This is a genomic window from Sulfurimonas sp. (assembly GCF_028694895.1).
Classification (GTDB): Bacteria; Campylobacterota; Campylobacteria; order Campylobacterales; family Sulfurimonadaceae; genus Sulfurimonas.
The window spans coordinates 1-12,397 of record NZ_JAQVKA010000048.1 but is presented as its reverse complement, the minus strand read 5'-3'; the positions used below and the strand labels follow the sequence as shown (position 1 = coordinate 12,397).

The window sequence follows — 12,397 nt, the reverse complement described above, 5'->3', positions numbered from 1 at the left end:
ACTTCTTGATAAGTTAAATGTTTGAGATGATTGAACATATTTGTTGCTACCTAGGAGGCAGAATAACTTTTAAACATTTTATATACTAAGGGTGTAAAATATAAATATATTTAACATTAAAGGAGTTTAGTTATGAAAGAGTTTATTAATATTTTTAAAAAGAATAAAATAGATATTTTAAACACACTGCTAGATAAACTTGATAGCAATCATGTAAATAGTATAAAAAATGAAAATCTTGATGAAGTATTTTTATATTTTAGCTCACTTGATACAATATATGCTGTAGATGAAAATTTTATACAGCTTTCTCCAATCTTTAATAGAGATAGACAAGAAACAGCTTCATCAAAAGGAAAGTTAAAAAAAACTTTACAAGAAAATATAGATATTGAAAATAAAGAGTACTATATTAGTTCCCCATATATGTCTGCTAAAACAGGGAAATACACTATAACTTTGGTTAAAAAAATAGATGATAGATTTATAGCTTTAGATTTTAATCTTTTCAAATTACTAAATGAATATAACCACATAGATACAATATCAAAATTTTTTGCAAATGCTTCAAAAGTTGTGTACGGAATTATTGGCATGAGCCTAACAATATTTGCATTAATATTGGTTTTTTATGCAATTTATGATTTTTTAAACAACCTTTTTTTAGTTTCAAATAATCTATTTGAGTCAATCTTTAAATCTACTATCGCATTAACACTGGGTCTGGCTATTTTTGACCTTGCCAAAAATTTGTTAGAACATGAAGTGGTTTTTAAAGAGCATAACCATGAGGCACATGGAGGAAATAAACTTCTAATAAAATTTTTAATATCAATAATTATTGCACTCTCAATAGAGGCATTAATGATGGTATTTAAAATTGTAATTTATGATTATAAAGATATTTTATATGCGGTTTATTTACTAATAGCGATTGGTTTTTTACTCATAACAATGAGTCAATATAATAGATACTTAGAAAAAAATAAATAAAGATTACACCCCTGTGAGTGAATCTCCACTTTTACGACATATCATAGATTAAAGCTTGATGTAATAATTCCTGAAATAAACATAAAACATATCTTTAAATCATCTACCTCTCTTTTGATTTAAGATATATTTACTACACTGCACATATGAATAAAAACTTACAAACAACATTTGCTTACCATGAAGCAACAAAACACTCACAACAGAGATATGCACGTTCACTAGGATATATGGACTGGGCTACGCAGCCTAACCCTTTTCGTGAGTATAGAGGAGCAGAAAACTTTATGCTTCCATTAGCTTTTAAGCACACAACTCCACCGTATCATCTTCTTGATAGTGATTTGCCTTGCGCTCCACTTCTAAAAGAATCACTCTCACAACTTTTACAGTTTTCTATGGGTATAGCAGCTTGGAAAGTCTCAGGAGATGGCTCGTGGGCAGTTCGTTGTAACGCTTCGAGTGGAAATTTACATCCAACTGAAGCGTACCTCCTTTTACCGCCACAACTACAAGAGCAAAATGGCAAAACTACACTTTTTCACTATGCTCCAAAAAATCATTCTCTTGAAGCCTTAGCTAGTTTTGATACAAACTTTTGGGATAGCCTTCCAAAGAATAGTTTTATCATAGGACTCTCAAGTATTTCATGGAGAGAAGTGTGGAAGTATGGCGAGAGAGCTTTTAGATATGTAAATCTCGACGCTGGTCACGCTTGGCAATCTTTGGTAGTTTCGGCAAAAGCTTTAGGCTGGAAAATAACGCGACTCGATAGTGTAAGTGATGCCGACATAAACAAACTACTTGGACTCTCGCAAGAGAGAAGATTTAGTGAGAGCGAACACGCGGATATGCTCTTAGTAGTTTCGAGTGAGTATCTAAGCCCTGCTCTATCGATTGAGGTTCTACTGCAAGATTTACCTCTACTTTATGATGGAGTAGCAAATAAGCTTAGTCCAAGTATGTACGAGTGGGAAATCATCCCTCAGATAACGGAAGCAACTTCACAAGAAGAGTTGCCACAAAAAGAGCAAAAACGAAAAGCTCATCTACCAACTCCCACAAAAGAGTCAAAAACAGTAATCCTAAATCGTAGAAGTGTACATGTAATGGATAAAGAGCAATCATTTATCACAAAAGAGCAGTTCTTTACTCTGCTCCATGGTGTTTATAGCTCTCTTGATGGCAAAGAGAACTCCGCTCACTTAGTTATTTTTGTTCATCGCGTAGAGGAGATGGACGAAGGCATTTATATACTTATTAGAAACAAAAGAGATAAAGAGAGTTTACAAAAAAGTATGCACTCAGATTTTTTATGGAAAAGCAGTGAGCTAGAGGGCTTGTTTGTTTTAGAGAGTCGTGATATGCAGATGCCAAGTCAAGCAATCAGCTGTTCACAAGCCATTGCCAGTGATGGGGCGCTCTCTCTGGGAATGTTATGTAACTTCAAAGAGCAACTCCAAACTCATGGAGCGCATAGATACAAAGAGCTCTACTGGGAGTGTGGGATGATAGGACAACAACTCTACCTTGATGCAACTTCTATGGGTCTAAGCGGTACGGGAATTGGATGTTTCTTGGACGACATGATGCACTCTCTGCTTGGACTTAAAAACAATGAGTTCCAGAGTCTTTATCATTTTACTGTTGGTCGCGGTTATGTTGATAGTAGAATCCAAACAAAAGAAGCATATGCGGATGATCGATAAGAATAATCTTTGCTAGATAAAAGTGTTAAATCTTACTCAAAATAGGATTAAACGCTTTGCTTGAAAGAAGTATCTTATCACCATTTGAGAGCTCTTTTACATCATCCCATAGAGCTGTTACTTTTATGATTTCATTGTTTGCCAAGACTTCTACGATATATAAAATATCACTTTTTTTGATACTTAAAACCTCGCCAACTATTTTAAACTTTCCGCTGATGTTTTGGTTTGCAAATACTTGGCTTGGTGAGCCATCATCTGTTATCTCTCCATTTGAAATCTTAAAGACTCTGTTTGAGAGCCGAAAAATCTCACTGATATCATGGCTAACAAGTAAGGAGATGATGCCAAATTTTTGATGAACTAAAAAGAGTTCGTCTTGGAGTTTTTGTCTCATTGAACTATCAAGTGCAGAGAGTGGCTCATCAAGAAGAAGCATCTTAGGCTCTCTCATAAGTGCTCTTGCGACTGCGACTCTTTGTTTTTGTCCACCGCTTAAGTGTTGTGGTTTCATATTTTTGAGATTTTGTATCTCCATGATTTTTAATATATCATCAACTTTTCTTAACTCATTTTTATTTTGCAGGGCAAATTTTAGATTTTCTTCTACGCTCATGTTTGGAAATAGTGCGTAGTCTTGAAAAACAAACCCTACGTTTCGCTTCTGAGCAGGTAAGTTAATGCCCTTAGTGCTATCGAACCAGACTTCATTATCGACTTTTATATATCCGCTCTTTGGTACTTCTAGCCCTGCTATGATTCGCAAAAGTGTTGTTTTTCCACTTCCACTTTTTCCAAAGAGAGTTAAAAATTCACCATCTTGTATCTTTTTATCTACAACTAGGTTTATCTCTCCATCTGCCGTGTTTAAGGGCTTAGTTATGTTTATCTCTATCATCTAAGCTCACTTCTTATCATATTTTTATTTATAGCATATACAAAAAGCAAAATTGCAAATGTAATGATAAAAAGAGTAAGAGCGTACTGGTTTGCAACACCGTAGTTTAGGGCTTCAACCTCGTCATATATAGCGATACTAGCAACTTTTGTCTCTCCTGCAATGTTGCCTCCTATCATCAAAACTACTCCAAACTCGCCGACCGTATGCGCAAAGGTTATAACACTTGCACTAAGAAGTGATGGTTTTATGTTTGGTAAAAGTACATGCCAAAGAGTAGATATTTTACCTTTTCCAAGAGTGTATGAAGCTTCACTTAGAGAGCTTGAGAGTGAGCTAAAACCGCTTTGAATCGGATGAACCATAAAAGGCAAACTAAATATGATTGAAGCCACAATAAGTCCTTCAAAGCTAAATACAAGCTTTACATCAAAAACTCTATCAAGCCAAGCACCAAAAGCGTTTTGAGGGCTAAATGCAAGAAGTAGATAGAAGCCTAAAACTGAGGGCGGAAGAACTAAAGGCATAGATACGAGAGCTTCTAAGGCAGGTTTAAACTTTGATTTGGTTTGTGAGAGATAGTACGCTAGAGGAATACCGATAAAGAGCAGTATAATCGTAGTAATACCAGCTAACTTGAAAGTTAGCTCCATAGTTTGAAAAAAGCTCTCTTGCATACGCTCTCCTAATTAACTTTTAAAATTGAGATTTCATTTGATTTTACAAACCATCTGCTCTCATCTCCGACACAACAAGCCAAATCTTTGAGTGCTTCTTTTGTAATGATAGATGAAATCCTTAAGCCATAAAAATCAAAAGTTACATTTGCTAAAATCTCACCTTCTTCTATCTCTATGATTTTTGAGACAAAAGAGTTTCTCGCACTTACTTTAGACTCTACCGTAGCTACCATAACCTCATTTTCTTTAAAGAGAAGATCCACTCTCTGAGCGACTTCATAACTCTCACTACTACTTAGTATTAGAACGCTAAAGAGTTCATTTTGAGCCTCAATGATTAGACGCTCTATCTCACCACTCTTTTTTACCTCTTTAATTATCCCGCTTACTCTATTCATTTAACTCTGCCAAATCCAAATTCTTCAAAAATATCTTGAGCTTCATTACTTAGGATAAACTCTGCAAACTTCTTTGCAAGCGGCTTATCTTTTGCATACTTAGTTAAAACGAAAGATTGTTCCATTGTCGAGTACTTTGTTTTATCTATAAGCATAAACTCATCCGCATCTCGTTTTGTCTTTATAAGCGAATAAGCCACAAGACCTATCTCAGCAGCTCCAGAATCAACAAACTGAACACTTTGAGCTATGTTATCACCCAAGACTAACTTAGGCTTTGCGACCTCTTCTAGCGAGTAGTTTTTAAGTATCTCCATCGCTGCAACTCCATAAGGTGCAAGACGAGGATTTGCGATAGATATATGTTTTACCTTCTCATCGCGCAAAGCTTCTAAACCTTTTTTTATAAGCTCTTTGTTTGTACTAAAGAGTGCAACAGCTCCAAGTGCATAAACCTCTGGCTTTGTTATGGCATTTTTATCCTCATCTATCTTAGCTGGGTACGTGCTATCTGCCGCCATAAATATATCATACGCAAAACCATTACTAAACTGTGCATAAGCCTTACCTGTTGAGCTATAAGTAATCACTATCTCATCATTTGGATTTACAACATTAAACTTCTCAATTATCTTTTGCATTGCGAGTTTTGTGCTTGAGGCTGCAAAAACCTTTATGCTATCTGCTAAGAGTGAGCTACTCAAACTTAAAATTATTGTTACTGTGCCTATGATTTTTTTCATCTATTTTCCTATCATTACGTCACTTGACTTGATTATGGCATTGATATTGTCGCCTACTTTTATATCTAGAGCTTCAATCGCACTTTTTGTAACAACTGACGCTATATGATCGCCTCCAACATTTACCACAACTTCACAATTTATCTCTGATAAATATATCTTCTCGACCACTCCACTAAGCTTGTTCATGGCACTTAGTTTTACGTCCATATCAGTTGAGAGAAGAACAGAGTTTGATTTAAATATAACTATTACTTCATCGCCTACTTTTACTCCTAAATTTTCAACTGCGCCTGCGGTAATAACACTAGTCATAACATATCCGCTTTTTAACTTCATATGCAGAGTTGCGTTTACTTTATCACTTTGTATAGTCTGTATTGTTGCAACCAGCTGGTTTCTTGCACTTATTTGCATATTGAATCTCCTAAAAAACTTTAAACTACCGCTCTCAAAATCAGTAACATGAGATATAGTCTCTAAAAATTTCTGATGTTCTTTATATATAACTTCATATGTCTTTACCAAATTTTTACCGTACTCAGTCAGTTTTGTTCCACCACCACCTACTCCGCCAGTTACCTTTTCAACAACTGGACTTGGACAAAAGTTGTTCATAGAATCAATCATATCCCATGCACCTTTATAGCTAAGAGGAACCATTTTTGCGGCTCTGCTCAAGCTTCCAACTTCTTCAATTGCACTAAGTAATGCTACTCTTTTTTGAAGTAAAAAAGAGCTCTCTCCATCCATTAATACCAATTCAGATAGAAATTTCATTATATTATTTTTCCTTATTTAGTGTGCTTTACACGTTGAGGAACTTTATCGCTATATAGCTTAATATATATTGAAAATAGTAGTATCTATTTATGGCTAGTGATGCGCACAATATATAGAATTTTGATTAAACTCTCTGCTCTCTGGCTGGATTATAAAATGCGTAATTCCTTTATCGCATAGCCTATCTCTAATGGCATCTAAAATCTTCTCAACGCTACTAAGTGTCAAGTCATCTTTAAATACAATATGAGCAGAGCCATAGTACTCGCTTGAGCTAGGGCGGTATAGATGAAGATCATGGATAGATAAAACTTCATCAAAGGAGAGCATAATAGCCTCTACTTCTTTAGCATCATCGGTATTTGAATCCATGAGTGAATAGAATGATTTTTTAAGCAGAGGAAGTGTTTCTCTTAAAATATATATACTAAATATAATCGATAAAATAGAATCAATTGCAACTATACCAAAGAAGTAGATAAGCACTCCACCAACTGCAACACTAAAAGAGATTACAGCATCGCCTAACATATGAAGATATGCTGATCTTATATTCATATCTTCATGGTTATGATGTTCATGCCCATCATGATGATGGTGATGATGCTCTATGTTACTTTTACTAAGCAACCACGTGCTAAAGCCATTTATCAAAAGTGCCGCAAGTGAAGCTACTATGACAACAGGAGCGTCTATTGGATTTGGTGTAAAAAAACGCTCAATTGACTCAACTAAAATAAAGAGCATAGTAATTATCAAAAATATAGCATTTACAAAAGCCGCCATCATCTCGGCTTTTATATATCCAAAGGTCATAAAATCGTTTGCTTTTTTTGCACCATAAATAATAGCTACGAGTGAGATAAACAGAGCCAAAACATCACCAAGATTATGAAACGCATCGGCTAAGAGAGCCATCGAACCACTATATATACCAGCAAAAATCTCTGCAATTACAAGTGCTATATTTAAAAATATCACTTTTTTTAGTATCTTGCCTTTTCTATCATGTAAATTCACCTAAATTACCTCTTTTATGCAGTCGTTTTTTATCTATTTATAGTACCATTTTAACCATGATAGATGATTTAATTTTAAACTACATACTTCTTTTTGTTTTTCTTGAAGTTTATGAGGTTTGGTGGCAAAGAGCTCCAAGCATAATGGGCATGCTTCTAAGGATGAATAAATATTATTCAAAGAGTATATTTCTCTTCTTGCTTATGCAGCCGACCTTTTACTTTAGTATAGGCTTTGCAATGCTTAGTGAGTATAACCTCTATGCTATGATTTTATTGTTTTTAAAGAGTGCAGATATCTCAACTAAGATACTATTACTAGAGCAGGTATTTACAAAGAGAAAGCTCTCGCATGAACTCTCTTTAATACTACTCGCTCCAATCAATAACTTTTTACCATATATAGGGCTTTTAATCTACCCTTTTCTTATCTACTTAGCTCTCTAGCTCTGAGTATTTATTTTTAAGTTGTGCCTGCTTAGATAAAAATTTTAAGTTTGAAGTTACATCTTCTGGCTGAGAGCTCTGAATGTTTATGTTTTTAATGAGTACTTGTATCTCACTCTTTTGTATTGATAAAAGCTCCTCTATCTGCGCTTTATGAGCAGCTGCTTCATCCTCTTTTGATTCTTTAAAATCATCTACAATTGAGCTTAATTGTGATTGCGCCCTTACATACTCTGACTTTATCATTTCGATATCTCTCATTAACTCTCTCATCATCGTATATATATCATGCAGTGAACTGTTTTGGCTTTGAAGTTCTTGCATCTTTTTAGAAGAGAGGTTCATTTGGTTCATGATAAGTTCACTTCTCTCTTGAATACTATGAAGCTTGTTATCGTTCTCATAAAGTGAAGTATTTACTCCCTCTGTATGCGACTTTAGAGAAAGCATCTCTTTTTCAAATGGTCTTACGATTTCTGATAGTTTCTCTGTTGTGTCTCTTATTATTTTATTTGCAATTGTTTGAGATATATTACCAATTTCTGCAAGACTTCCTCTTAGCTCATCAAGCTCACTTTTTATCTCTTCTCTACTTTGTAGAGCTTTTGAGAGGACATTTTTAACTTTGTTAAAGTGGTCTTGTTCTGCTACACGAAGTATATCTATATGCTTATGCACGACATTATCTAGTGAGGGGAGTTGGACTTCTGTAAATTTTTCAAACGATTTACTTACATTTTCATACCACTCTCTCATCTGCAGAGAATTTTGCAAAGATTTATTTTGGTTTTCAAGTATGGTATCTAGCATCTTCATATCGTGTTTAAACTTTTCTCTAAGATGCTCTTGAGATTGTATCTCTTCGTTTTGATTTAGAATCAATCTTTTTTCTAAATCACCACTAAACTCTTTTAGTTGCGCAAACTGTTGTAAAAAATCTTTTGTTGATTCATGCTCTGTTTTAGAGTGTTGTGCTTGTTGTGTTTGGTGTAAAATATTCATAACAACATATAAAATTAAAGATACTAAAATGGGAATGAGGCTCTCTTTTAAAACAAGTAGAGTTTGAGAAGCTTCTGGATGAGCTATGAAATGGATAGTGCCACTAATAGCGCCTATGCCCATCATTAATGGAGCATAATTTATTTTGTTTGGCTGTTTTATAATTGATATCTGTCTTAAAAATAGAAGCCCCATAAAAGCAAATGCAATGAGCAAATCGATATCAAACATCTCTTTATCCTTAAGGTGAATTCATGTCTATTTTATCATAAATTTTTATAAAACTATCTCCAATACTTCCTTTGGCTCTTTAGCTACTACACTTTGTGTACTAATCGCTGTAAAGCCCCATGTAACGAAGATAGGCTCAATTCCAGCAGCATGCGCACTGAGTATATCTTTTGTATTGTCTCCAACCATCCACGCTTTATGAGAGTTTTTATCAAATCTATAATACTTTAGTATATATTCAAGCATCTCAGGACTTGGTTTTGAGTTCTTTACCATGTCTGCACCAATAATGACATCAAAGAGTTTTTTCACTCTCAAATGCTCTAGCATACGAAGAGCAAATTGAGTTGGTGCATTTGTTGCAACCGATATTTTTATATCTTTTGAAACCAACTCTTCGAGCATATCTTCTACGCCATCATAAAGGTAGACATTTTTGGTGCACTCATTTTCATAGTGACTCTCAAAGAGTTCTCTGTCTCTATCTTCATAGAGTGGAGTATCATAAAATAGTTTTGATAGAGTTCTTACTTCCATATTTATAGCTTTTACAACATACTCTTCACTAACTTCTGAGAGATTATGGTTCATCTTTCTTACATAGTTTATAGAGCTTGTTATATCTTTTTTGGAGTCAAGCAGCGTGCCATCCATATCAAAAATAACTACTTTCATAACACTCATCTACCTCATTTTTGCATATAGTTCTAAAAGAGCCTCTACAAAATAATCACTATCATTTGGGCATCTACAAACTCTATACTCTTCATAACCAAGAGTATGAGCAACTTCACGGTACTCAATCTCTAACTCATAATCAGTCTCAGAGTTATCTATAGTAAAAGCTAATGGAAAAATCACGACTTTTTTATTTCTAATCTCTTTGAGCTTATCCTCTAAAGATGGCTTCAGCCACTCCATAGGACCTACTTTTGACTGATAAGCAAGATGGATATTTTTAAATCTTATTCCCTCATCTTGCATCATCTGCTCTAAGATAGAGATATGCTTTCGTATTTGTCTCTCATAAGCATCACCCTTTTCTATCACTTTTACAGGCAGACCATGAGCGGAGAAGATTAAATCAAACTCACTTATCTCTTCAAGCGATACTCTCTCTTTTATACGCTCCAAGATAGCCATGTTGTAGCTCTTGTTGTTAAAAAAGTGTTTTATCTCTACTAGTATTGCATCGCTACCACTTGAGTGATACTGCTCTTCAAAATCTTCTAGTGAAGACTTAGTAGTTGTTGTTGAGTACTGCGGATAAAGAGGGATAAGATAGATTTTTTCAATGTTTTTATCACTAAGTCTCTGTATCGCTTCAGAAGCAAAAGGTGGAGTGTAGCGCATAGCAAAATCAACTATAACACTCTCACCTACTCTACTTTGAAGTTTCGCTACAAGCTTTTTGGTAAGCTCAACGATAGGCGATTTTCCACCGATTTGTCTATATATCTCTTGTGATTTTTCAGATCTTGAAAAAGTAATCATAGTAGCTATAAATCTTCTTAAGAGTGAACTTTTAACTGTTATGATGTTTTTATCATTAAACATATTTGTTAAAAAAACTTCAACCTCTTCAAGGTTATTTGGACCACCCATATTTAGTAAAACTATCGCTTCTCTCTTCATGGCTTAATCCTCTTTTGCCCTTTGGCTTATTTCATAAACTATACGTTGTAGTGGAAGCATATCTTCATAAATCTTATAAAGCGTATTTATGAGCAATTCTGCATCTTCTATAGTATCAGCAGGCAATATCTTATATGTTGCCATACCTTTTTGTAGACTCAAATCAACACCTAGCATATCCTCACTAAAGCCCTTAGGATACCTTTTGTACCCTTTTTCTATGGTTAGATAACCCATAGAGTTTAATCTCTTTAACAAATTATCAAGTTCGACCCTTCTTCTCTCATCTCTTATATACTCTCTATAAGCATCAAGCATGGGTTTGTTAAACCATCTAACTCCAACAGAGACAAAAAGTTCATCTGGTGAGAAGTGCATATAAAAAGATGACTTTTGAAGCCTGCAACCATCCCAACCATCTTGAGGGATAATAATCCCAACTTTAGACTTCATAGGCTCTTTGTTAGCACCCATTCGGCGGATATCTCGATACATTTTAAAAAGGGATTTATTTATTTTTGGCTCAGGTGTAACATGAGGCTCTAGTGCCATAAGATGTTCACCCATCTCGAGGACAAAAGCCTTTGATGGGTTTAGTATAACTCTCTCGTAAATATCACGATTAGCTTCAAAAAACTCTTTAGTATTGTTTTTACGAATAGCCTCTAGAAAGGGGATAGCCCCCTTAAATCCGTTAAATTCCAACTATATTACCTTAGGCTAGCTTTCTATTTCTAAATGCAATTGCTATAGCTACAAATAAAATAGCATATGTTATAGGTACAAATTCTGGAATAGGAACCGGATCACCTTTTGCGTATGAGTGCATTCCAGCAAGATAGTAGTTCACTCCAAAGTAAGTCATAATAACTGATGTGTACGATAGAAGTGAAATAACACTAAAGTTAAAGTCGCTATAAACTGACTTTATAAATCTAAGGTGAATTACAGCAGCATAAACTAAAATCGTAACTAGTGCCCAAGTCTCTTTTGGATCCCAGCCCCAGTATCTACCCCAGCTCTCATTTGCCCAAACGCCACCGATAAAGTTACCAAGCGTTAAAAATGCAAGACCAATCATCAAACTCATCTCATTAATTGCGTTAAGTTCTTTGATAGAAGATGAGATATGTTTCTCATTTTTTTGTGTCTTAAGTATAAATAGTAAGATAGTAATAAACCCTAAGAGAGCTCCTAAACCTAAAAAGCCATAACTAGCAGTAATAATAGCAACATGTATACTTAACCAGTAAGAGTTTAGAACTGGAACTAGGTTAGTTACTTGTGGATTCATCCAGTTTAAGTGTGCTACAAAAAGGATTAATCCCGTTAGCACAGCAGTTGATGCCATTGTCATAGGTGAGCGTTTTGAGAAGATGAAACCAGCTAAAACGGTTGCCCAACTGATATATATCATAGACTCATATCCATCAGACCAAGGTGCGTGGCCAGATATGTACCATCTAAGTCCTAAGCCCACCGTATGCGCTGCAAATAGCAGTGTTAGAAGGAGTAGAGAGATATTTGAGAGAAGCTTTATTTTAAGGCTTGGCTTTAAAATCTTAACAAAACTAGCGATTAAAAGGAAAAATCCTAATATGAAATATAGAGGATAAATTCTCTCAAAGATATTTGCTTTGTTATAAAACATCTCAGCTTTGATACTCTCATCAGTTGGAAGAACAGACGAGCCGTAAAATCTTTGATAATTTTTAATTTTATCAAGAGCCACATCCGCGCTAGCCCAATTGCCACTCGTTAGTGAACTCTCTATAGCAGAGAAGTACTCAAAAGCGATATCTCTAACTTTTTGAGATGTTTTAGGGTCAAAACTCTGAAGCGCATCGATAGTCTCATGC

At 34.8% G+C, this 12,397-nt stretch carries 14 protein-coding genes; 3 read left to right on the top strand and 11 right to left on the bottom strand.

Going from position 1 to position 12,397, the window contains the following annotated elements:
• Positions 1-132 precede the first annotated feature (132 nt).
• Both PHI38_RS06730 and PHI38_RS06725 read left to right on the top strand, forming a co-directional pair.
• Positions 133-993, top strand: a complete 861-nt coding sequence (locus tag PHI38_RS06730; protein WP_299854187.1) for a hypothetical protein — start codon at positions 133-135, stop codon at positions 991-993.
• A gap of 146 nt (positions 994-1,139) precedes the next feature.
• Positions 1,140-2,702 carry a nitroreductase family protein gene (locus PHI38_RS06725; RefSeq protein ID WP_299854185.1) on the top strand — a complete coding sequence of 521 codons (1,563 nt, stop codon included), beginning with the start codon at positions 1,140-1,142 and terminating at the stop codon, positions 2,700-2,702.
• A 25-nt stretch (positions 2,703-2,727) separates the two neighbouring features.
• Here the strand turns inward: PHI38_RS06725 and PHI38_RS06720 are convergent, their stop codons facing one another.
• The 6 genes from PHI38_RS06720 to PHI38_RS06695 all read right to left on the bottom strand — a co-directional run bounded on the left by PHI38_RS06720 (position 2,728) and on the right by PHI38_RS06695 (position 7,224).
• Positions 2,728-3,600 (bottom strand): sulfate/molybdate ABC transporter ATP-binding protein, encoded by an 873-nt coding sequence (locus PHI38_RS06720; RefSeq protein ID WP_299854182.1) that lies wholly within the window; start codon positions 3,598-3,600, stop codon positions 2,728-2,730.
• Positions 3,597-4,277, bottom strand: coding sequence for a molybdate ABC transporter permease subunit (gene modB / locus PHI38_RS06715; protein WP_299854179.1), 681 nt, complete (start codon positions 4,275-4,277; stop codon positions 3,597-3,599). The genes PHI38_RS06720 and modB overlap by 4 nt, the downstream gene beginning before the upstream one ends.
• Positions 4,278-4,285: 8 nt before the next feature.
• Positions 4,286-4,678 (bottom strand): molybdenum-pterin-binding protein, encoded by a 393-nt coding sequence (locus tag PHI38_RS06710; protein WP_299854176.1) that lies wholly within the window; start codon positions 4,676-4,678, stop codon positions 4,286-4,288.
• Positions 4,675-5,421, bottom strand: a complete 747-nt coding sequence (modA, locus tag PHI38_RS06705) for a molybdate ABC transporter substrate-binding protein (RefSeq protein ID WP_299854173.1) — start codon at positions 5,419-5,421, stop codon at positions 4,675-4,677. Before modA ends, PHI38_RS06710 begins: the two co-directional genes overlap by 4 nt.
• The gene (locus PHI38_RS06700) at positions 5,422-6,201 is read right to left on the bottom strand and encodes a TOBE domain-containing protein (protein ID WP_299854171.1); all 780 of its coding nucleotides are present in this window, start codon (positions 6,199-6,201) and stop codon (positions 5,422-5,424) included.
• Positions 6,202-6,297: 96 nt separating this feature from the next.
• On the bottom strand, positions 6,298-7,224 hold the full coding sequence (locus PHI38_RS06695; protein ID WP_299854169.1) for a cation diffusion facilitator family transporter: 927 nt from the start codon (positions 7,222-7,224) through the stop codon (positions 6,298-6,300).
• A gap of 56 nt (positions 7,225-7,280) precedes the next feature.
• Between PHI38_RS06695 and PHI38_RS06690 the strand changes: the two genes are divergently transcribed.
• A complete protein-coding gene (locus tag PHI38_RS06690; protein WP_299854167.1) occupies positions 7,281-7,670 on the top strand; it encodes a hypothetical protein in 390 nt (129 codons plus the stop codon).
• Here PHI38_RS06690 and PHI38_RS06685 read toward each other — a convergent pair.
• The 5 genes from PHI38_RS06685 to PHI38_RS06665 form a co-directional block, all read right to left on the bottom strand.
• The gene (locus PHI38_RS06685) at positions 7,659-8,903 is read right to left on the bottom strand and encodes a hypothetical protein (RefSeq protein ID WP_299854165.1); all 1,245 of its coding nucleotides are present in this window, start codon (positions 8,901-8,903) and stop codon (positions 7,659-7,661) included. The genes PHI38_RS06690 and PHI38_RS06685 overlap by 12 nt on opposite strands.
• A gap of 45 nt (positions 8,904-8,948) precedes the next feature.
• Positions 8,949-9,578, bottom strand: a complete 630-nt coding sequence (locus tag PHI38_RS06680) for an HAD family hydrolase (protein ID WP_299854163.1) — start codon at positions 9,576-9,578, stop codon at positions 8,949-8,951.
• A 9-nt stretch (positions 9,579-9,587) separates the two neighbouring features.
• Positions 9,588-10,538 (bottom strand): ferrochelatase, encoded by a 951-nt coding sequence (gene hemH / locus PHI38_RS06675; protein ID WP_299854161.1) that lies wholly within the window; start codon positions 10,536-10,538, stop codon positions 9,588-9,590.
• A 3-nt stretch (positions 10,539-10,541) separates the two neighbouring features.
• A complete protein-coding gene (locus tag PHI38_RS06670; protein ID WP_299854159.1) occupies positions 10,542-11,243 on the bottom strand; it encodes a DUF2461 domain-containing protein in 702 nt (233 codons plus the stop codon).
• A 10-nt stretch (positions 11,244-11,253) separates the two neighbouring features.
• Positions 11,254-12,397 (bottom strand): cytochrome c biogenesis protein (locus PHI38_RS06665; protein ID WP_299854157.1); only part of this gene is annotated, 1,144 nt, incomplete at its 5' end.

What these genes read in the sequence shown, in the direction of transcription:
- PHI38_RS06730 (WP_299854187.1), top strand. Translation starts at nt 133, where the DNA reads ATGAAAGAGTTTATTAATATTTTTAAAAAGAATAAAATAGATATTTTA.
- PHI38_RS06725 (WP_299854185.1), top strand. Translation starts at nt 1,140, where the DNA reads ATGAATAAAAACTTACAAACAACATTTGCTTACCATGAAGCAACAAAA.
- PHI38_RS06720 (WP_299854182.1), bottom strand. Translation starts at nt 3,600, where the DNA reads ATGATAGAGATAAACATAACTAAGCCCTTAAACACGGCAGATGGAGAG.
- modB (WP_299854179.1), bottom strand. Translation starts at nt 4,277, where the DNA reads ATGCAAGAGAGCTTTTTTCAAACTATGGAGCTAACTTTCAAGTTAGCT.
- PHI38_RS06710 (WP_299854176.1), bottom strand. Translation starts at nt 4,678, where the DNA reads ATGAATAGAGTAAGCGGGATAATTAAAGAGGTAAAAAAGAGTGGTGAG.
- modA (WP_299854173.1), bottom strand. Translation starts at nt 5,421, where the DNA reads ATGAAAAAAATCATAGGCACAGTAACAATAATTTTAAGTTTGAGTAGC.
- PHI38_RS06700 (WP_299854171.1), bottom strand. Translation starts at nt 6,201, where the DNA reads ATGAAATTTCTATCTGAATTGGTATTAATGGATGGAGAGAGCTCTTTT.
- PHI38_RS06690 (WP_299854167.1), top strand. Translation starts at nt 7,281, where the DNA reads ATGATAGATGATTTAATTTTAAACTACATACTTCTTTTTGTTTTTCTT.
- PHI38_RS06685 (WP_299854165.1), bottom strand. Translation starts at nt 8,903, where the DNA reads ATGTTTGATATCGATTTGCTCATTGCATTTGCTTTTATGGGGCTTCTA.
- PHI38_RS06680 (WP_299854163.1), bottom strand. Translation starts at nt 9,578, where the DNA reads ATGAAAGTAGTTATTTTTGATATGGATGGCACGCTGCTTGACTCCAAA.
- hemH (WP_299854161.1), bottom strand. Translation starts at nt 10,538, where the DNA reads ATGAAGAGAGAAGCGATAGTTTTACTAAATATGGGTGGTCCAAATAAC.